Here is a 19314-nt window from a genome sequence, read left to right as displayed (position 1 = left end):
GTCGCGGCCTTGGCCGAGCCCTTGGTGATCGGAATCTCGTCGCCCGGGAACTGGTAGCTGCTCAGCAGCTCGCGCACTTCCATCTCGACCAGTTCCAGCAGCTCTTCGTCGTCGACCAGGTCGACCTTGTTCATGAAGACCCCCAGGGCCGGCACGCCGACCTGACGGGCCAGCAGGATGTGCTCGCGGGTCTGCGGCATCGGGCCGTCAGCGGCCGAGACCACCAGGATCGCGCCGTCCATCTGCGCCGCGCCGGTGATCATGTTCTTCACATAGTCGGCGTGGCCCGGACAGTCGACGTGCGCATAGTGACGGTTGGCCGTCTCATATTCCACGTGCGCCGTGTTGATCGTGATGCCGCGCGCCTTCTCTTCCGGCGCCGCGTCGATGTCGGCGTAGTTCATCGCCTTCGCGCCGCCAGCCTTCGCCAGCGTCATCGTGATCGCAGCCGTCAGCGTCGTCTTGCCGTGGTCAACGTGACCAATCGTGCCGATGTTGCAGTGCGGCTTCGTGCGTTCGAACTTTTCCTTGGCCATGGCCAAACTCCTGATGGCCCGGGTCCGTCAGCGGAGGGGCGCGATGCTGATCTTCTAAAAACCTGGAGCGGGTAGACGGGATCGAACCGACATCCTCAGCTTGGAAGGCTGCTGCACTACCATTGTGCTATACCCGCGCGGAGACTGCGGAAGTTCTTGGGGAACGCCGCAGCTGGTTCCTATCGTCGTCCGGGCCCGTCGTGTTCGAAAAGCGCGTGGTGGGGGAAGCAGGACTCGAACCTGCGAAGCTTACGCAGGGGATTTACAGTCCCCCCCCTTTGCCGCTCGGGACATTCCCCCAAACGCGCTCTTTCGAAACCGTCGGACCCCTCCGTTCCGCCCATAAGGAAGCGGGACGAAACAAAAGCCTTCGGCTTGCCGCATCCTCTGCGATAGAGGGTGCGCCCAGACCCGAAAGCCCTTGGGGCTCCAAATCGGAGGGCGTCTTATAGTGTCGTCGAAATCAGAACGCAACGACCGTAAAAACGGTAAAAAATTGGCCTTCGGAACGCGTCCCGGCGGACCGCGCGAACGGCTCGAAAGGCCCGCCGGCAAAGGATTCGGCGGCCGCGACGACGGTCCTCGTCCGGCGCGCGCGTCGGATCGGTCCCCCGATCGCTCGAGGGCCGACGCCGACGATTTCCTGTGGGGCCGACACCCGGTCCTGGCGGCTCTGGCGAATCCCGCGCGTCGCGGCATGGGCCGCCTGATGGCCACCGCCGAGCGCGCGGCCGAGATCGAGGCCGGCGGCCTGGCCAACGGCCACAGGATCGAGGTCGTCGATCTTCCCGCCCTGACGCGGATGCTGCCCGCCGGCGCGGTCCACCAGGGTCTGGCCTTCAAGGTCCAGCCGCTGGAGGGCGTCTCGCTGGAGGATCTCGCCCAGCCCGCGCAGGGAATCATCCTGATGCTGGACCAGCTGACCGACCCTCAGAACGTCGGCGCCGTCTTCCGTTCGGCCTTGGCCTTCGGCGCGCGGGGAATCATCGTCCAGGATCGCCACGCCCCGGCCCTGGCCGGCGCGCTGGCCAAGGCCGCCGTCGGCGCGACCGAACGCCTGCCCCATGCGCGCGTCACGAATCTCAGCCGCGCTCTCGAGCGACTCGCCGACCTCGGCTGGCGCGCCGTCGGCCTTGACGGCGCGGCGGAGCAGACGCTGGAGGAGGCGCTGGACGGCCAGGCGACCGTGCTGGTCCTGGGGTCCGAGGGCGACGGCATCCGCCGGCTGGTCGCCGAACACTGCGACGTGCTGGCCAAGATTCCGATGCCGGGCGGCTTCGAGAGCCTGAACGTCTCCAACGCCGCCGCCATCGCGCTTTATGAGGCGGCCCGCGCGCAACGCGGCTGACATAAGGTCGCACCGGCGCTAGAGAGCGGTCATGGAATTCCTCTCCTCCCCCGAATTCGCCAGCCAGGCCGCCGCATTGGGCCAGGTCCTGCTGATGGACCTGGTGCTGGCCGGCGACAACGCCGTGGCTGTCGGCCTGGCCGCCGCCGCCCTGCCCCAGGACCAGCGTCGCAAGGCCATCCTCATCGGCCTGGCGGCCGCGGTGGTGATGCGCATCGGCTTCGCCCTCATCACGGTCCAGCTTCTGGCCCTCGTCGGCCTGCTGCTGGCCGGCGGCCTGCTGCTGCTGTGGGTGTGCTGGAAGATGTGGCGGGAGCTGCGCGAACAGGCGACCCATGACCAGGCCGAGGCCGAGAAGGAGCTCGAGCTGGCCATGAGCATCGAGCACGGCTCCGGCCCCTCTCCCGAGGAACTGGGCCTGCAGCGCAAGTCGTTCGGCGCCGCCCTGCTCCAGATCATGATCGCCGACATCACCATGTCGCTGGACAATGTGCTGGCGGTCGCCGGCGCCGCGCACGAGCATCCCTGGATCATGGTCTTCGGTCTGGTCCTGTCCATCGCCCTGATGGGCGTGGCCGCCAGCTATATCGCCAAGGTCCTGCACCGCTTCCGCTGGATCGGCTACGTCGGCCTGGTGGTGGTGCTCTATGTCGCCCTGCACATGATCTGGGACGGCGCCCGCCAGGTGGTGGTCCGCACCGGCAACACCGAGCAGTTCAACGCCTCCGCTCCGGCCTTTATCGAGATCAGCCCGGAAGAGGCGGCGCACCACCTGGGCCAGGCGCGCTCTGAAGACACGCATGCGCCGGCCCCCGCCGAACCGGGAGCCGCCCAGTGAGCGTCGCCGAAGTCTCGGTCGAAGAGGCCGCGGCCTGGCTGCAGGCCGGCGAAGCCGTGATGATCGACGTGCGCGAGCAGGACGAATACGCCGCCGCCCATATCGAGGGCGTGATCCAGGCGCCGCTTAGCCAGATGCCGGCCGCCTGGCAGGCGCTGGACCTGCCTGCGGACAGGAAGATCATCGTCCAGTGCCTGAGCGGCGGCCGCAGCCACCGCGTCTGCGCCTACGTCGGCCCGTCCGGCCCGGACGGCCAGCCGATCTTCAACCTGGCGGGCGGCATCAAGGCCTGGCACGCGGCCGGCCTGCCCGTGGTCGAAGCCTAGCCGGCTTCCCCGAACTGATCGAACGCCCTGATGGCGTCGGCGGCGTACATCAGCGCCGGGCCGCCGCCCATATAGACGCTCATCGCCATCACCTCGGCGATCTCGTCGCGCGTCGCGCCCAGATCCTTCAGCGCCTTGGCGTGAAAGCCGATGCAGCCGTCGCATCGCTGAGTCACGCCGATCGCCAGCGCGATCAATTCCTTGGTCTTCTTGTCCAGCGCCCCGTCGGCCGAAGCCGTCTTCGCCAATTCCGAGAACGCCTGCATCGGGCCCGGCTGGGCCCGTCGCAGTTCGCCGATGTAGGTCGAGATGTCGCGCGTCAGCGCCGCATAGTCCTTGGCCACGACGGCCTCCTTTTCAATTCATGTTTTTATGATATGATCAAAGGATGAAATGTAAAGACGCGCTCGCCATGGACTTCGTGGACGCCTTGCCGCCCAGGGCGGACGAAGCGGCGACCTTTCTGAAAAGCCTGGCCAACCCGCACCGTCTGCTGATCCTGTGCGCCCTCGCCCAGGGCGAGCGAAACGTCTCGGCCCTGATCGCGGAGACGGGCGTGGCGCCCACCTCCATGTCTCAGCACCTGTCCAAGCTGAAGGATGAGGGCGTGGTCGATTTCCGGCGGGACCACCGCACCCTGACCTACTTCATCTCCCACCCGGCGGCGGTCGAGATCATGGCCGTGCTCTACGCCCACTTTTGCGCAAAGGACTGACCATGCCCGACACCGTCACCCCACGGCAGGCGCAGGGCTGGCTGGCGTCCGGCCGGGCCGTCCTGATCGACGTGCGCGAACCGCACGAGTTCTCGGCCGCCCACATCCCCTACGCCCTGTCCGCTCCGCTTGCCGGCGTCGCTGCGATGCTGAAGGACATGGATCTTCCGGCCGACCGCAAGATCGTCTTTCAATGCCAGAAGGGCGGGCGCGGCGGACAGGCTTGCGCCGCCGTGGGCGCCGTCGCGCCGGGCGGCCAGCCGGTGTTCAACCTGGAAGGCGGAATCGACGCCTGGGCCGCGGAGGGCCTGCCGGTCGTCGGCGTCTCGCCCGCGCCGGGCGTCTCAATCTTTCGCCAGGTGCAGATCGTCGTCGGCCTGCTGGTCGCGGTGGGGGTGATCGCCGGATTCCTGATCAGCCCGGCGGGCTTCGTCGTGGCGGGCCTCTTCGGCGCCGCGCTTGCGACGGCGGGGATCACCGGCTGGTGCGGCCTGGCGCTGCTGCTGAACCGGGTGCCCTGGAACCGGCCTTGACGCTCAGGCCTCGGCGCCGCCGAAGCGTTCGGACCATTCGGCCACCTGCGCGTCCTCGATCTTGGCGAACAGGACGCCTTGCGCCGCGACGGCCTGGCCCGCGGGCAGGGCGTCGAGCAGTTCCGCGTCCGGCGCGGGCCAGCTCAGGTCGTCGACGTCCACCGACGCCGCGATCTTCGGCGCGGTGAAGGGCAGGATCGGCGCGGCCAGGCGGGCGAACAGCGCCACCAGGTTCAGGCCGGTTCGCACGCCGACGGCGGCGCGGTCGCGATCCGTCTTCAGCGCGGTCCAGGGCGCGGCTTCCTGAAGATACTCGTTGCCCAGCACCCAGGCGGCGCGGACAGCCTGGGCGGCCTTGCGGAACTCCATCGCCTCGAACTGCTCGGTCGCCTCGGCGACGGCGGCGCGGAGGTCGGCCTCCAGCTTGACCTCGACTGGGCCGGGTTCTCCGCCTTCGGGCACGACGCCGTCGAACTTGGATTCGGCGAACTTGACGATGCGGTTGACGAAGTTGCCCAGCACGTCGGCCAGGTCCTTGTTGGTCGAAGCCTGGAAATCCTCCCAGGTGAAGGCCGAATCGGCGTGCTCGGGCCCATAGGCGGTCAGACGCCAGCGCCAGTAGTCCGCGGGCAGCAGCTCCAGCGCTTGGTCCATGAAGACGCCGCGCTTCTGGCTGGTCGAGAACTTGCCGCCGTACCAGTTCAGCCAGTTGAAGGCCTTCAGCTGGTCCACCGTCTTCCACGGCTCGCCCGAGCCGATGATGGTGGCGGGGAAGCTGACGGTGTGGAAGGCGACATTGTCCTTGCCCATGAACTGGACGTAGCGGACGTCCTCGGCCCCCTCGTCCAGACGCCACCAGTCGCGCCAGGTCCGGCCCGTCGCCTCGGCCCATTCCTCGGTCGCGGCGATATATTCGATGGGGGCGTCGAACCAGACGTAGAAGACCTTGTCCTCCATGCCGGGACGCGGGAAGCCGTCCTTGGTCACCGGCACGCCCCAGGCCAGGTCGCGGGTGATGCCGCGGTCGATCAGTCCCTCGTCCAGGTGCTTGTAGGCGATGGACTTGGCCAACTGCTGCCAGCCGGTCTTGCCGTCGACCCAGGCGCGAATCTCGGGCTCGATCCTGGTCTGCAGCAGATACAGGTGGCGGGTGTCGCGCACCTCCAGATTCTTAGACCCCGAGACCGACGAATAGGGGTCGATCAGGTCGGTCGGGTCCAGCAGGCGGCCGCAGTTGTCGCACTGGTCGCCGCGCGCGCCGACGTGGCCGCAGTGGGGGCAGGTCCCCTCGACATAGCGATCGGGCAGGAAGCGGCCGTCGTCGATCGAATAGATCATCCGGTCGACCCGTTCCTCGATCAGGCCGTTCTTCTCCAGCGCCTCGGCGAAATGCTGGGTCAGGCGATGGTTCTGCGGGTTCGACGACCGGCCGAACCAGTCATAGCTCAGGCCGAACGCCTCGCCGGCCCGTTTCTGGATCAGGTGCTGCTCGTCGCAATAGGTGCGCACGTCCTGGTTCGCGGCGGCGGCGGCCAGCTCGGCCGGCGTGCCGTGCTCGTCAGTGGCGCAGATGTAGAGCACCTCATGCCCCTGCCCCCGCTTGAACCGCGCCCACACGTCCGCCGGCAGCATCGAGCCCGCCAGATTCCCCAGGTGCTTGATGCCGTTGATGTAGGGCAGCGCCGAGGTGATGAGGATGCGGGCCATGGTCGTCCAGGAGTTCGGGGAAGCGCAGGGATATAGAGCGGCGCGGCGCTTTCCTCAAACGCCTTGCGGCAGACGGCGCGCGATACGGACAAACCGGCCAGCCAGTAGGGTCGACGACGTCAGGCTGGCGATGATGATGGCCCAGACCAGGCCGTCCACGCCCATCCGGTGCGCCAGAATCCAGCCCAGCGGCATCATCACCGCCCCATAGGCGGTGAAATGCATGATGGTCGGCCACCAGACGTCGCCCGCCGCGCGGTTGGCCTGCGCCGCCACCACCTGCACGCCGTCCGCCACGAAGAACAGCGTCGCCAGAACCAGCGCCGGCGCGGCGATGGCCAGCAGCGCCGGGTCGCGGTTGTATGCGCCCACGATCAGATGGGCGCTCGGCCATACCAGCAGAGCCACCACGAAGGTCGTGGCCGCCACAACGCCCAACCCCACCAGCCCGGCTCTCAGCACGCCCCGCCCGTCGCCGGCGCCATAGCTGCGTCCGACCAGCACCGCCGTCGCCGACGACAGGCCCATGGGGATCATGAAGACGATGGCCGAAACGTTCAGCACCACCGCCCAGGCCGCCGTCTCCGCCGCACCGATCTGGCCCGCGAAAAAGGTGAATCCCGAGAAGGCGCCGACTTCGATGAAATAGGACGCCCCGGCCCCCAGCCCGACCTTCACCTGGTCGCGCGCGCCCTGGGGGTCGCGCTGGGGCTTGTCGAACACGCCCAGCGCCCGCGCCTCCGGCAGGCGCAGGATATAGACGACCAGGAAGACGGCCAGCGCCGCTCGCGCCCCGAACGTCGCCCAGGCCGAGGCGAAGGCGCCGTCGAAGCCGATGCCCAGCAGGTCGGGCACCAGCAGCAGGTTTAGCGCCAGGTTCACGCCATTGGCCGCCCACATGGCGATCATGCCGGGCTTGGGCCGGCCCAGCGCCTCCAGGAAGAACTGCGCGGCGACCGAGATCAGATAGAAGGGCATCGACAGGGCGAAGACCACCAGCGCCGGCCCGGCGCCCTCCGCCAGCCCGTCCTCCAGCCCCATCCGGCCCAGCCCCCAGGGCCCGACCGCGATCAGGGCGATCATCGACACGACGCCGATCTGCACCGCATAGACCATGCCCCGGCGCAGCACCGCGCCGACCGCGTGACGGCGACCTTCGCCCAGCATCCGTGCGGTCATCACCTGCACGCCCAGCATCAGCCCGACCGCCGTCGTCACCACGATCGACGTCGGGGCCCAGGCCAGCGAGTGGTAGGCCAGCTCCTGGCTCGAAAACCGCCCGACCACGATGGCGTCGGTCAGACCCATGGTCATGATCCCCACGCGCGACAGGATCACCGGCCAGGCCAGGGTCAGCAGGTCGCGAAGGGCGGATCGGGAATGGGGGCTGAGGAAGGACATGGGACGCGGCACAGGCCACGCGCCCACGCCGGGGTCAACTCCCAAAATCCTTGGGGTTCAGCCTACCAGGCGCCCAGTTCGCGCAGCTGTTTGACCAGTTCCTCGGGCGCTTCGCCGGCCTCCAGCGTGTCGAGGTCGGCCGGGACATCCTTGGGCTCGAAATAACGCCAGCCCTGGAAGGGTCGACGCCCCATCGGCGCGGTGCGGATGACCTTCGGCTCCAGGGTGATCTCGCACCGGCTGGCCTTGCCTTCGCCCAGGGTCGAGATGTCCAACACCGGCTGGCGGCAGACGATCGTCCCCTTCACCACCCAGAACAGCGACCCGCCGTCCTCGATCTCGGCCGCGCGCTTGGGCGTCATGCGCGTATGCACGACCAGCGGCCCGCCCTTGGCCGCGCGCCGTTCCAGCCATTCGACGTCCGGGACGCCGACGCCCAGCTTGATGATGTGAAGCGCCATGGCCGCGATCTAGGCGTCCGCCTTGACCACCGCCAGCACGGTCGCCTCGGTCACCTGCTCGCCGACCGCCGACACGCTCTCGACCACGCCGTCGAACGGCGCGGTCAGCGCGTGCTCCATCTTCATGGCCTCCAGCACCACCACCGGCTGGCCCTTGGTAACCCGGTCGCCGGCCTTGGCCGGCGCGGCGACGACCTTGCCTGGCATGGGCGCGCGCAGGGCCCCGTCGGAAACCGCCCCGGCGGCGCCCGCCACCGCGGCGCGATATGCAGCGACCTGACGCGCCTCCCCGTCGACGAACAGAACGAAGCCGTCCTCGACCACGCGATAGCCGAACAGGCGCTCGCCGGCCTGGACCTGATCGAAGCCGAGCTGGGCCTGCTCGCCCAGCGGACCCCGCCAGCCCGTCTCCACCGGCGTCACCGGCGCCGAGACAGCCTGTCCGTCCACCCGCGCCCAGATCGTGGTCTGGGCCTGGGCGTTCAGGCGCGTCCCGTAAGACAGGCCCGGCTGTCCGCCCCAGGGACTGAACCGGTCGGCGCCGGGTTCGACCGCTTCCGCCGCCGCTTCCGCCACCAGGGTCAGGGCCGCCAGCGTCGCCGCATCGGACGGCGCCGGCTTCAGCGCCCCCTCCTCCGCTGCGATGAAGCCCGTGTCCACATCCCCCGCCACGAAGCGCGGATGCTCCAGGCAGCGCTTCAGAAACCCGGCGTTGGCCTTGACCGGCCAGACCTCGACCTCGCCCGCCGCCTCGGCCAGCCTCGCCGCCGCCGCCTCACGCGTGTCTTCATGCACGATCAGCTTGGCGATCATGGGGTCGTAGAACTGGCTGACCTCGCCGCCCTGCTCGACGCCCGTGTCGACGCGGATGCCGTCCGGCATGACGAAATGCTCCAGCCGCCCGATCGACGGCAAGAAGCCGTTCGCCGGATCCTCGGCATAGAGGCGCGCCTCCATGGCCCAGCCGTTCAGCTTGATCTCGTCCTGCTTCAACGGGATCGGCTCGCCCGCCGCCACGCGGAACTGCCATTCGACCAGATCGACGCCGGTCACGCTCTCGGTAACGGGATGTTCGACCTGCAGCCGGGTGTTCATCTCCATGAACCAGACGCCATCGGCCCTGAGCCCGTCAGAGGCGTCGGCGATGAACTCGATGGTCCCGGCCCCGACGTAATCAACGGCCTTTGCCGCCTTGATCGCCGCCTCGGTCACCGCCGCCCGCACGGCCTCGCTCATGCCCGGCGCCGGCGCTTCCTCGATCACCTTCTGGTGGCGGCGTTGCAGAGAACAGTCGCGCTCATACAGGTGGACGACGTTGCCGTGTCGGTCGCCGAACACCTGCACCTCGATGTGGCGCGGCCGGGTGATGTAGCGTTCGATCAGCACCCGGTCGTCGCCGAAGGCCGCCGCTCCTTCCCGCTTGGCGCTGGCCAGACCGGCGGCGAAGTCGGCGGGATCGTCGACCCGCTTCATCCCCTTGCCGCCGCCGCCCGCGACCGCCTTGATCAGCACCGGATAGCCGATCCGCGCCGCCTCGGCCGACAGAGTCTCTTCCGACTGGTCCGCGCCCTGATAGCCCGGGGTCACCGGAACCCCGGCCTCGATCATCAGCTGCTTGGCCGCGTCCTTCAGGCCCATCGCCCGGATCGACTTCGGGTCGGGCCCGATCCAGATCAGACCCGCCGCGGCGACCGCCTCCGCGAAGTCGGCGTTCTCGCTCAGGAACCCATAGCCGGGGTGAATCGCCTCCGCCCCCGTCGCCTTGGCCGCCGCCAGCACCTTGGCCCCGTCCAGATAGCTCTCGCGCGCCGCCGCCGGCCCGATCAGCACCGCCTCGTCGGCCTCGCGGACATGCAGGGCGTCGGCGTCCGCTTCGGAATAGACGGCGATGGTGCGTATTCCCATCCGCTTGGCGGTGCGGAAGACGCGACAGGCGATTTCGCCACGATTGGCGACCAGGACGGACTTGAACATCGGAGGTTCTTAGCCGGATCGTGCGAGACAGGCGAGTAGAGACGCACGGACTTCTCCATCCCCGTTTCGGGGGCCGTGGTTGCTCGAGACAGGTCCGGGACGTGTCGCCCGCCCTGCCCGACTCCGCCCGGAGCGCAGGGGCGCGGGCCTAGACCTTGGCCACCCGCCCGCCGCCGCTCTCGATGGCGTCGAGCAGGTCCATGACATCGTCGATCGTATTGGCCTCGCGCGCCGGCTTGTCCCAGCGGATGCGGCTGACGCGCGGAAAGCGCATCGCCACGCCTGACTTGTGGCGGCTGGACCGCTGCAGTCCCTCGAAGGCGATCTCCAGCACCAGGCCGAAGTCCCGCTCGGCCCGAACCGAGCGCACCGGCCCGAACCGCTCGACCGTGTGATCGCGCACGAACTTGTCCAGCTGCTTCAGCTCCTCGTCGGTGAAGCCGAAATAGGCCTTGCCCACCGGCGTCAGCGCCCCCTCCTCCGTCCAGACGCCGAAGGTGTAGTCGGAGTAGAAGCTGGAGCGCTTGCCGTGCCCGCGCTGGGCGTACATCAGCACCGCGTCGATGACGTGCGGGTCGCGCTTCCATTTGAACCAGGGGCCCTTGGGCCGCCCGGCCAGATAGGGGCTGTCCCAGCGTTTCAGCATCAGCCCCTCGGCCGCCGCCCCGACCGGCGGATCGGCGCGCAGCCGCCCCAGTGCCTCCCAGTCGGCGTAATCGACCACGGGCGACAGCTTCAGCCGCTCGCCGGGGTGGACCGCGACCAAGGCTTCCAGCCGCGCGCGCCGCTCCCGCAGCGGCAAGGCCCGCAGATCGTCGCCGCCCTCGGCCAGCACGTCATAGGCCAGGATGCCCGCCGGATGCGCGGCCATCAGCTTGGCGTCCACCGTCTTGCGGTTCAGCCGCTGTTGCAAGTCCCCGAACGGCGCCGGGCGCCCATCGCGCAGCACCAGCAGTTCGCCGTCGATCGCCCCGTCAAAGGCCAACGCCTCCATCACATCGGGAAAGGCGCCGGAAATCTCGTCGCCGGTGCGCGAATAGAGCTTGGCCACGCCGCCCTCGCGGACCGCCTGCACCCGTATGCCGTCCCACTTCCATTCGGCGCCGTAGTCGGCCGGGTCCAGCTTCTGGAAGTCCACCGCCTCGTCGATGGCGACGGCCAGCATCACCGGCCGGAATCGGCCCGGCGCGTCGGGACTGGGCCGCTCGGCTCGCCCCTCCAGCCAGGCGAACAGGTCGGCGTAGGGTGGATCGACCGCGTGCCACACCTCCTCGATGTCGGACACGTCCACCGGCTCCAGCGCCGTTTCCGGCTCGTCGCCCTCCGGATCGGGGGGCGCGACGGCGGTCGCCGGACGGATCATCGCCGCCGCCGTCTTGGCCAGCCGCGCCGACAGGCCGATGCGCAAGCTTCCGGTCACCAGCTTCAGCAGCGCCCAGCGCCCCTTGGGCTCCAGCGCGTCCAGCCAACCCTCGATCAGCGGCTGGACCTCGCCCCGCCCCGCCCGCTGCAGCGCATCGATCACCTCGGCCAGTTCGGGCTCGCGATTGGGTCGATAATCGGCCGGCGGCGGCCAGATCAGCGAGACGGTCTCCGCCAGATCGCCGACGTAGTCATAGGACCAGCCGAACAGCACGGGATCGACCCGCGCCTCCACCGCCTTGCGGATCATCGCCGGCTTGGCGGCCGAAAAGCTCAGGTCGCCGGTCAGCGCCGCCAGCGCCCATCCCCGGTCCGGGTCGGGCGTCGCCTTCAGATAGTCGCGCACAAGCACCAGCTTGGCGTTGCGCGAGGCGGTCAGCGACAGGCGGTCCAGAAGCTCGGCGAAGGCGCGCATGGTCATCCATCTGGGGCGGCCGAAGCGTCGCCGGTAGGGACAACGGAAAACGCCCCGGAGGTTTCCCTCCGGGGCGCGCATCCCAACATCTCAGGATCAGTTGAACAGGCCGGCGATGACCGCGGTGACCAGGCCGCCGGCGACAGCGGCCAGCACCACGTCGTTGCCGCTGCGGACGTACTGATAGCCGCGCGGCGGGGCCCGCAGGCCGTAGCGGCCGTAGTCGTGCACCACATAGGCGTTGGTGCGGTAGTAGGACGGCATCCGCTGGCCATAGCTCCAGCTGCGAACCGCATAGCCGCGCGGGGCGACGTAACGGGGCGCGTGATAGCGGCGCTGCGCCTGCTGCCAGCGCGCATACTGGCGCTGTTCCTGGCGATATTCGCGGCGATCCTGGCGCTGTTCCTGACGGAACTCCCGGCGATCCTGGCGCGCCTCGCGGCGGTCATGACGCTGTTCGTAGCGATGATCGTTGCGCGACTGGGCCGAGGCGGCGCCGGCGGCGCCCAGGGCGGAGGTGGCCATGACCGCGGCCAGCGTGGCGGTGAGAATCTTCTTCATTTCGATGTCTCCATCTGCGGTCGAACCATTTCGACTTGACCGCAAGATGCGACATGGCGGCTGAGGGGCTTCTGAACCGGCGTGGTCGTCTGCCGTTCAGCGAAAGGCCGTTATTCCGCCGCAATCAGGCGGCGACCGGCCGCTCCGCCCGCGCCTCGCCCTGCGCCACGGCCTCGCGTCCGCCCGGCACTCGGCCCATCAGCTCCGCCAAGGCGCCGAAATCGATCGGCTTGTTCAGATAGGCGTCCGCCCCCGCCTCGAGCCCCGCCTCATGATCCTCGCTGCGGGCCGAGGCGGACAGGACCACGATCGGCGTCTGCGCGTTCAGGCCGCCGCCCTCGCGGATCATGCGCGTGGCCGTCAGCCCGTCCATCACCGGCATGTTGACGTCCATCACGATCAGATCAAACGGCTGCTCATCGGCGGCCCGGACGGCCAGTGCGCCGTTTTCCGCCGTCGCGGTGACATGGGCGGCCGAGCTCATCCAGGCTTCCAGGATCATGCGGTTGACCGGATGGTCCTCCACGACCAGGACGCGCAGCGATTCGACGCCTTCCAACTCGGCGTGGATCTCCTCGGCCGGCGCCGGGCGCGCCCACTCGGACACCTCGGCTTCGACGGTGAAGGTGAAGGTTGAGCCTTCGCCCAGCTTCGACGTCACGGTGATGTCGCCGCCCATGATGTTGGCCATGCGGCGCGAAATGGTTAGCCCCAGTCCCGTTCCGCCGAACCGGCGCGTCGAAGAGGCGTCGACCTGGGTGAACGGCTGGAACAGCCGCTCCAGATCGGCCTGGGCGATTCCCGCGCCGCTGTCGGCCACCGAGAAGTCGAATCGAACCCTATTCTCGGAGATGCGCTCGCTGCGCACCACGAAGCGGATTTCGCCGCTGTCCGTGAACTTGACCGCATTCGACAGCAGGTTCTGCACGACCTGACAGACGCGGAGCGGATCGCCCCGGACCGTCGTCGGGCGCTCGCCTTCGAAGACGGAGACGAACGACAGCCCCTTCGCCTCGGCCTGCGCCTCGAACGGACCGGTGATGCGCTTGTGCAGGTCGTCGATGACGACGTCGACGACCTCGAAGGTCATCTTGCCGGCCTCGATCTTGGTCATGTCGAGGATGTCGTTCAGCAGGCTCAGCAGATTGTCGCCGGAGTTCCGGATGATCGAAAGATACTCGCGCTGGGTCGTCTCCAGCCGGGTCGCGCTCAGCAGCTGCGCGGCGCCCAGCACGCCGTTCATAGGGGTCCGCAGCTCATGCGAGATCACCCCCAGGAAGTTGGACTTGGCGTCGTTGGCGGCGTTGGCCCTGTCGCGGGCGCTCTCCAGTTCCTCGATCAGGTGAGCCTGGTGCGCCTGGAAGGCGCGGATGCGTTCCTCTCGCAGCATCGTCATGGTCACCAGCACGAACAGTCCAGCCGCCGTGAACGGCAGGACCAGCAGCAGGGACCAGAACTCCGGCTGTCCGATCAGGCTGAGCAGCATGATGGTGGATGCGGCGCCGTACGGCGAGGAGATGATGACCGCCTGGCGCGGAGAGCTGCGCAGCTGCGCGAACACCAGCACATAGCCGGAAATCACCAGGGCGACGGCCAGCGGCTGGCCGAACGGCGCGTGCGAGAACCAGGCGAGCAAGGGGGCCACGGCCCAGGCGCCGGTGGTGATCGTCGCCACTGTCGGGAAGACGAAGCCCCAGCCGCCGCTCACCCGATCGGCCATGCGACGTTCGAACGCGCCGCGCACGGCGCCGGCGCCCACGGTTCCGCCGAACCACAGCATCGCCTGCCACCAGGGCACGACCCCCAACAGGCCCAGCGCCCAGCTGGCGATGATCAGGTAGCGCAGATACTGGGTCTGCAGAATGGCGGTCAGCGCTTGGGCCGCGTCGCCGGCGCGTTGATCGGTCGGACTCGGCTTTGCGACGCCGTCGGATTCCACCATTCAGCCGTCCCCCACTTCTAATGCGGCGTGACGCTAAGGCGAAGTTTCTAAGACGAAGTGAACGCTGGTTTCTTGCGCAATCAGGCGCTGTTTTTCGCCTCGCTCGGCGTCATCGCCCGGATCGACAGCGCATGGACCGGGCCCGCCAGTTCGTCCCGCAGCAAGCCATTGACCAGCCGCTGCCTTTCGACGCGAGAACGCCCCTCGAAATCGGCCGCCACGATCACCAGATTGAAATGGCTCTCGCCGCCGGGCCTGGCGTCCATGCCGCCTTCGTGGTGGTGACCGGCGTGACGCCAGCTGTCGTCCTCGAGCTCGAGCCGGTCCGGCGACAGCCCGATCGTCAGCTTTTCACGAATTTTAGCGGCGATGGGACCGTCTGACATGATCGTTTCCTTGATGGCGTCCAATTCAGGCCTACACTTCGGCTGATGTCCGCTTCCTTTCAATACAAGCCGCGCTTCACCGACATACGCGTGAAGCCGCCCAAGCCCGAGGAAGAGGCGGCTCATGCCGACGTCCTGCACCTGAAGCCGGGCGAGAAGCCGTGCCAGTGGCCGGACTGTCGCCGCGCCGCGACCGCCAAGGCGCCCAAGTCGCGCGAGCGGTTGAACGACTTCTATGAGTTCTGTCAGGCCCACGCCGGCGAATACAACAAGGGCTGGAACTTCTACGCCGGAATGAGCGAGGGTGAGGTCCGCGCGGCGCAGGAGAACGAGGCCATGACAGGCGGTCGTCCGACCTGGGAGATGAAGGCGGGCAAGTTCAGCCGCGAGGCCGCCGCGTTCGCCGCCAAGATGGGCACGGGCAACACCGCCGGCGCCGGATCCTGGCGCGACAGCTTCGGCCTCTTCGGGCGTCGTGGCGACCAGACGCCGCACTCGCCCGCCGAGGACCGTCGGGTCGGCAAGCTGGAACGCGGCGCCCTGGCCGACCTCGATCTCGAGCCCGGCGCGGACAAGGCGGCCATCAAGGCGCGTTATCATGAGATGCTGAAGCGCTTTCACCCCGACACCAACGGCGGCGATCGCGGCGCCGAGGCCAAGCTTCAGCGCGTCATAAAGGCCTGGAAGACCTTGAAGAAGGCCGGTCTGGCCTGATTGGGCGGGCCTTCGCGGCCACACCGGTTGATCCTTTCCGCCTTACCGCCTATGCCGCCGCGCAAACGCCCTCCCCACCAAGGATTTCGCCATGGCTGAAGCCAAAGACGCGCCGCAACTGCTCCACCTCGTCATCGGCGGCGAACTGCGCCACCTGCACGAGCCGGTCTTCCGCGACCTGTCGCAGGTCGAATTCGTCGGCGCCTTCGGCAACTATGAAGACGCCAAGAAGGCCTGGAAGGCCCGCGCGCAGGCCACGGTCGACAACGCGCACATGCGCTACTTCATCCTGCACGCCCACAAGCTGATCGACCCGCGCGGCGACGCCTGATCCGCAACTGACCGGAACCTCCGCCTCGCCTGGCGCGCTCTCTCAAGCAGAGCATGCAAAGGAAACGAGGATGGAGACGATTCTGATCGTGGTCGTCCTTCTGGCGATCGCTGGAGGCTTGGCTTTCTGGGCCCGCGGGCGGGGCCGACGCGCGGCCCGGTCCCGCGAGACCGACACGGCCTGGCGCGACCCGACCACGCCCGGCCCGGCGCCGGACGAGCGGATTGATCGATGAACCTGGACGGCCAGCAAATTTTTCAGCTCGTCAGCCTTCTCGGCGTGCTGGTCCTGTTCATGGTCTCGCTGCGCGGCCACATGGCCCATCGCGCCTGGTTCAAGCGCTGGGAGGCCGACCGCAAGGCGCGCCGCGAAGCCGAGCTTGACCGGGGCGTCAGCGCCCCCTCGCAGGATAGGCCGCGTCGAGGCCCCTGGGGCTGAGCGTCATTCCCGACGCAACAGCCGCTCGGTCAGCACCGTCCCCCACCAGCCGGCCTTGAACTCGGCGCGGATCGCCTTGGGGTCGTAGTCCGGGCTGTCGATCCAGTCGATGAAGCTAATCCCTCTCGGCTCCACCTCGCGCACATACTTTTCCAGGGTGAAGTCGAGCACCCCGGTCAGTCCCTCCCGATGGTGCAGGTACTTCTTCGACAACTCCTTCATGGCGACCGAGATCGGCTCGCCCAGGTGGAAGTGGCGGTAAAGCACCGCCATCATCCCCGCCCGGTCCGCGCCGGACTTGCAGTGAATCAGCGCCGGATACTCTATGGTCCGGAACAGCTCGCGCGCGCGGTGGATTCGGTCGCGCCCCGGCGCATCGCGCGAATCGAGCGGGGCGTCGATCAGCGTCAGCCCAAGCCGCGCACAGGCGTCCCGCTCCAGCGCGTGGAAACTCTCATCCCGCTCGCCGCGCAGGTTGATGACCGTGCGAACACCCTTCTTCTTCCAGTACGCCAGCTGTCGCGGCGACGGCTGGTTGGTGCGCACCAGGTCCGGCCCCAGCCAGTGCGCGTTCGAAAACGCCACGCGCAGGAAGGCGTGATCCATCCAGAAATAGTCCCAGCCCGCCTTGAAACGGCCCGCGGCGGTCGAGAGATCGAAGCGCTCCATGTCCGCGCCAATAGCGAACCCGCGCGCCGACGTCACCACCGGCGGGTTGACTTGAACCCCCAGCCGTCCGACCGAGAGCCGATGACTGTTTCCGCCACCGAGTCCATGCCTCTGCGCGCCCTGCTGGCGCGCATCTGGCGCGACTACCTGTCCCGCAACAAGCTGGCGCTGCTCACCGCCATGGTCTGCGCGGGCGTGGCCGGCGGCCTGTCGGCCGTGCTGCTGGGACTGCTGGAGCCCGCCGTCAACGGCCTGTTCGTACCCGGCGGCGGGCCGGTGCGGCTGTTCAACCTGGTCAGTCTGAACGACGCCCAGGCCCTTCTGTGGATCCCCGTCACCATCGTCATCGTGGCGGCGATCCGCACGTTCTGCTCGGCGGGCCAGTCGGCGCTGATCAACAGCCTGGGCCATGGCATCGTCGGCGATATCCAGGTTCGGCTGTTCGCGGCCATGATCCGGGCCGATCTGGCGCGGCTCCGCGCCCAGCACTCTGGCGCCTTCGTCTCCACCGTTCTCTACGACGCCAATCTGGTGCGCGAGGCCTTCACCTCGGGCGTGGTCAACTACACCCAGCACAGCCTGACGCTGATCGCGGTCATCCTCTATATGTTCTGGATCGACTGGAAGCTGGCGATGGTGGTCATGCTGGGCATCCCGGCGGTGACCCTGATCCTGCGCCGCTTCGGCCGCAAGACGCGCAAGGCCGCCAAGGGCGCCATGGCCGAGAGCGAGGCGCTGTCGACCGCCCTGATGGAGAATCTGGACGGCGTCCGCCTGATCAAGCTCGAGAACCGCGAGGTTGCCGAGGAGGCGCGCGTGGCCGAGGTCGTCGCCCGCCGCCAGCGCCACGTCATCAAGGGCGCCAATGCGCGCGCCTTCGCCGGCCCCGCCAGCGATCTGGTCGCCTATTCGGTCGTCGCCGCCGTCATGGCCTACGCCGGCTGGCAGGCCCAGGAAGGCGTGATGGACGTCGGCGAGTTCGCCGCCTTCATCGGCATGCTGCTGGCCGCCGGCCAGTCGCTGCGGCAGGTCACCAACCTGGCCACGGTGATGAGCGAAGGTTTCACCGCCGCGCGGCGCCTGTTCACCGCCCTGGACATCCAGCCCGAGATTCGCCAGGCGACCGACGCCGCCGCCCTGCCCTCGGGTCCGGTCGAGATCGTGCTGGACGACGTATCCTTCGCCTACGGCCCCGTGCAGGACGGAGCCGCGCCCACGCTGGAGCATGTGTCGCTGCGCGTCGCGCCCGGCGAGACGGTGGCGCTGGTCGGCCCGTCGGGCGGCGGCAAGAGCACCGTGCTCAGCCTGCTGCCGCGCTTCTACGACGTCACCGGCGGCGCGGTCCGCCTGAACGGCCGGGACGTGCGCGAGCTCCAGCTGCCCGACCTGCGCGACCACATCGCCCTCGTGACCCAGGAACCGTTCCTGTTCGACGACACCATCGCCAGCAACATCGCCTACGGCCGCCCGGGCGCGACCCTGGACCAGATTCAGGCGGCCGCCCAGGCCGCCGCGGCGCACGACTTCATCATGGCCCTGCCAGAGGGCTATGACACGCGCGCCGGAGAGGCGGGCGTACGCCTGTCGGGCGGTCAGCGTCAGCGCATCGCCATCGCCCGCGCCTTCCTGAAGGATGCGCCGATCCTTCTGCTGGACGAGGCGACCAGCGCGCTGGACACCGAGAGCGAGGCCTTGGTCCAGACGGCGCTGGAGCGACTGATGGAGGGCCGCGCCACCCTGATGATCGCCCACCGCCTGTCGACCGTCCGCAACGCCGATCGCATCTATGTCCTCGAGGCCGGCCGCGTGGTCGAACAAGGCCCGCACGAGGCCCTGGTGGCCCAGGGCGGACTCTATGCTCGCCTGGCGCGTCAACAGTCGCTCGATGGAGCGCCCGCCGTCGAGACCGTGGCGTGAGACCCCTGCGTATCCCGGCCGTCCAGACGGCCCTGTCCGTCATCCTGGCCCGCTGGATGCAGTTCTGCTTCTCCACCATGCGGTGGACGCACGAGAACGAGGCCGTCGCAGAGGCCGTCTGGGCCAAGGGCGGCGGCGTGCTTTGCGCCTTCTGGCACTCGCGCATCGCCCTGTCTCCCGCCTGCTGGCCGCTGCATCGGGCGCAACCGGCCAAGGCCCTCATTTCCCTGTCCGCCGATGGGCAATTCATCGCCAGGGCGGTGGCGCTTCAGGGCTTCCCGGCCATCCGCGGATCGTCGTCCAACAAGGACAAGGCCGACCGCGACAAGGGCGGCTCCCAGGCGTTGCGGGCCGGCCTGCGCCAGCTCAAAGTCGGCGCCCTGGCCATCACGCCGGACGGCCCGCGCGGGCCGGCCCGCCAGATGGCCGAGGGCCTGCCGATGATGGCCAGGATATCCAAGGCGCCGACCCTGTTCATCGGCATGTCCTGCAACCCCGCCATCCGGCTGAACAGCTGGGACCGCGCAATCATCCCCCTGCCCTTCGCGCGGGGCGCCATCGTCTGGGATGTGGCGGACTATCCCGACGGCGAAGACCTGGAGGCGGTGCGGCGCGATTGGGCGGACCGGCTGAACGCCGTGGAGGCGCGCGCCGACGCCATCACCGGCCTGCCGCCCGCC

The 19314-nt window shown here is 68.7% G+C and carries 22 protein-coding genes and 2 tRNA genes; 11 read left to right on the top strand and 13 right to left on the bottom strand.

The window, feature by feature from the left end; genetic code table 11:
* The 3 genes from ACE3PU_RS03295 to ACE3PU_RS03285 form a co-directional block, all read right to left on the bottom strand.
* The coding region (locus tag ACE3PU_RS03295; RefSeq protein ID WP_374386608.1) for a GTP-binding protein at positions 1-536 on the bottom strand (536 nt) is incomplete at its 3' end.
* A gap of 63 nt (positions 537-599) precedes the next feature.
* A tRNA-Gly gene (locus ACE3PU_RS03290) sits at positions 600-673 on the bottom strand.
* 79 nt (positions 674-752) lie between these two features.
* Positions 753-836, bottom strand: a tRNA-Tyr gene (locus ACE3PU_RS03285).
* A 151-nt stretch (positions 837-987) separates the two neighbouring features.
* Here ACE3PU_RS03285 and rlmB point away from each other — a divergent pair.
* The 3 genes from rlmB to ACE3PU_RS03270 are packed head-to-tail and all read left to right on the top strand — an operon-like array spanning position 988 to position 3048.
* A complete protein-coding gene (gene rlmB / locus ACE3PU_RS03280; protein ID WP_374386606.1) occupies positions 988-1884 on the top strand; it encodes a 23S rRNA (guanosine(2251)-2'-O)-methyltransferase RlmB in 897 nt (298 codons plus the stop codon).
* Between the two features lie 31 nt (positions 1885-1915).
* Positions 1916-2722, top strand: a complete 807-nt coding sequence (locus tag ACE3PU_RS03275; RefSeq protein WP_374386604.1) for a YjbE family putative metal transport protein — start codon at positions 1916-1918, stop codon at positions 2720-2722.
* Positions 2719-3048, top strand: coding sequence for a rhodanese-like domain-containing protein (locus ACE3PU_RS03270; RefSeq protein ID WP_374386602.1), 330 nt, complete (start codon positions 2719-2721; stop codon positions 3046-3048). Before ACE3PU_RS03275 ends, ACE3PU_RS03270 begins: the two co-directional genes overlap by 4 nt.
* On the opposite strand, the gene ACE3PU_RS03265 is transcribed toward ACE3PU_RS03270, so the two are convergent.
* Positions 3045-3392 carry a carboxymuconolactone decarboxylase family protein gene (locus ACE3PU_RS03265; RefSeq protein WP_374386600.1) on the bottom strand — a complete coding sequence of 116 codons (348 nt, stop codon included), beginning with the start codon at positions 3390-3392 and terminating at the stop codon, positions 3045-3047. The genes ACE3PU_RS03270 and ACE3PU_RS03265 overlap by 4 nt on opposite strands.
* 44 nt (positions 3393-3436) lie before the next feature.
* On the opposite strand from ACE3PU_RS03265, the gene ACE3PU_RS03260 reads away from it, so the two are divergent.
* Positions 3437-3763, top strand: a complete 327-nt coding sequence (locus ACE3PU_RS03260; RefSeq protein WP_374386598.1) for an ArsR/SmtB family transcription factor — start codon at positions 3437-3439, stop codon at positions 3761-3763.
* Between the two features lie 2 nt (positions 3764-3765).
* On the top strand, positions 3766-4296 hold the full coding sequence (locus ACE3PU_RS03255) for a rhodanese-like domain-containing protein (RefSeq protein ID WP_374386596.1): 531 nt from the start codon (positions 3766-3768) through the stop codon (positions 4294-4296).
* Positions 4297-4299: 3 nt separating this feature from the next.
* Here ACE3PU_RS03255 and metG read toward each other — a convergent pair whose 3' ends face one another.
* From metG to ACE3PU_RS03215, 8 genes are all read right to left on the bottom strand, one after another.
* On the bottom strand, positions 4300-6003 hold the full coding sequence (metG, locus tag ACE3PU_RS03250; RefSeq protein ID WP_374386593.1) for a methionine--tRNA ligase: 1704 nt from the start codon (positions 6001-6003) through the stop codon (positions 4300-4302).
* Between the two features lie 54 nt (positions 6004-6057).
* The gene (locus tag ACE3PU_RS03245; protein ID WP_374386591.1) at positions 6058-7404 is read right to left on the bottom strand and encodes an MATE family efflux transporter; all 1347 of its coding nucleotides are present in this window, start codon (positions 7402-7404) and stop codon (positions 6058-6060) included.
* A 62-nt stretch (positions 7405-7466) separates the two neighbouring features.
* A complete protein-coding gene (locus ACE3PU_RS03240) occupies positions 7467-7865 on the bottom strand; it encodes a DUF1489 family protein (RefSeq protein WP_374386589.1) in 399 nt (132 codons plus the stop codon).
* Between the two features lie 9 nt (positions 7866-7874).
* Positions 7875-9839, bottom strand: a complete 1965-nt coding sequence (locus ACE3PU_RS03235; RefSeq protein ID WP_374386587.1) for a biotin carboxylase N-terminal domain-containing protein — start codon at positions 9837-9839, stop codon at positions 7875-7877.
* A 148-nt stretch (positions 9840-9987) separates the two neighbouring features.
* Positions 9988-11676, bottom strand: a complete 1689-nt coding sequence (locus ACE3PU_RS03230; RefSeq protein WP_374386585.1) for a cisplatin damage response ATP-dependent DNA ligase — start codon at positions 11674-11676, stop codon at positions 9988-9990.
* Between the two features lie 96 nt (positions 11677-11772).
* On the bottom strand, positions 11773-12237 hold the full coding sequence (locus ACE3PU_RS03225; protein ID WP_374386583.1) for an RcnB family protein: 465 nt from the start codon (positions 12235-12237) through the stop codon (positions 11773-11775).
* A gap of 124 nt (positions 12238-12361) precedes the next feature.
* On the bottom strand, positions 12362-14179 hold the full coding sequence (locus tag ACE3PU_RS03220; RefSeq protein ID WP_374386581.1) for an ATP-binding protein: 1818 nt from the start codon (positions 14177-14179) through the stop codon (positions 12362-12364).
* An 80-nt stretch (positions 14180-14259) separates the two neighbouring features.
* A complete protein-coding gene (locus ACE3PU_RS03215; protein ID WP_374386610.1) occupies positions 14260-14565 on the bottom strand; it encodes a BolA family protein in 306 nt (101 codons plus the stop codon).
* 45 nt (positions 14566-14610) lie between these two features.
* On the opposite strand from ACE3PU_RS03215, the gene ACE3PU_RS03210 reads away from it, so the two are divergent.
* From ACE3PU_RS03210 to ACE3PU_RS03195, 4 genes are all read left to right on the top strand, one after another.
* Positions 14611-15279: a J domain-containing protein gene (locus ACE3PU_RS03210; RefSeq protein WP_374386579.1), complete on the top strand. Its 669-nt coding sequence runs from the start codon at positions 14611-14613 to the stop codon at positions 15277-15279.
* Positions 15280-15370: 91 nt separating this feature from the next.
* Positions 15371-15610: a DUF4170 domain-containing protein gene (locus ACE3PU_RS03205; RefSeq protein WP_374386577.1), complete on the top strand. Its 240-nt coding sequence runs from the start codon at positions 15371-15373 to the stop codon at positions 15608-15610.
* Positions 15611-15680: 70 nt separating this feature from the next.
* Positions 15681-15845, top strand: coding sequence for a hypothetical protein (locus ACE3PU_RS03200; protein WP_374386575.1), 165 nt, complete (start codon positions 15681-15683; stop codon positions 15843-15845).
* The gene (locus ACE3PU_RS03195) at positions 15842-16048 is read left to right on the top strand and encodes a hypothetical protein (protein WP_374386573.1); all 207 of its coding nucleotides are present in this window, start codon (positions 15842-15844) and stop codon (positions 16046-16048) included. Before ACE3PU_RS03200 ends, ACE3PU_RS03195 begins: the two co-directional genes overlap by 4 nt.
* 3 nt (positions 16049-16051) lie before the next feature.
* Here the strand turns inward: ACE3PU_RS03195 and ACE3PU_RS03190 are convergent, their stop codons facing one another.
* The gene (locus ACE3PU_RS03190) at positions 16052-16717 is read right to left on the bottom strand and encodes a protein tyrosine phosphatase (RefSeq protein WP_374386571.1); all 666 of its coding nucleotides are present in this window, start codon (positions 16715-16717) and stop codon (positions 16052-16054) included.
* Positions 16718-16798: 81 nt separating this feature from the next.
* On the opposite strand from ACE3PU_RS03190, the gene ACE3PU_RS03185 reads away from it, so the two are divergent.
* Positions 16799-18634, top strand: a complete 1836-nt coding sequence (locus tag ACE3PU_RS03185) for an ABC transporter ATP-binding protein (protein WP_374386569.1) — start codon at positions 16799-16801, stop codon at positions 18632-18634.
* Positions 18631-19314 (top strand): lysophospholipid acyltransferase family protein (locus tag ACE3PU_RS03180; protein WP_374386567.1); only part of this gene is annotated, 684 nt, incomplete at its 3' end. The genes ACE3PU_RS03185 and ACE3PU_RS03180, both read left to right, overlap by 4 nt.

Source organism: Brevundimonas sp. (genome assembly GCF_041911375.1).
GTDB lineage: Bacteria > Pseudomonadota > Alphaproteobacteria > Caulobacterales > Caulobacteraceae > Brevundimonas.
The sequence above is the reverse complement of the archived record's forward strand: the minus strand, read 5'-3'. Positions and strand labels throughout refer to the sequence as shown.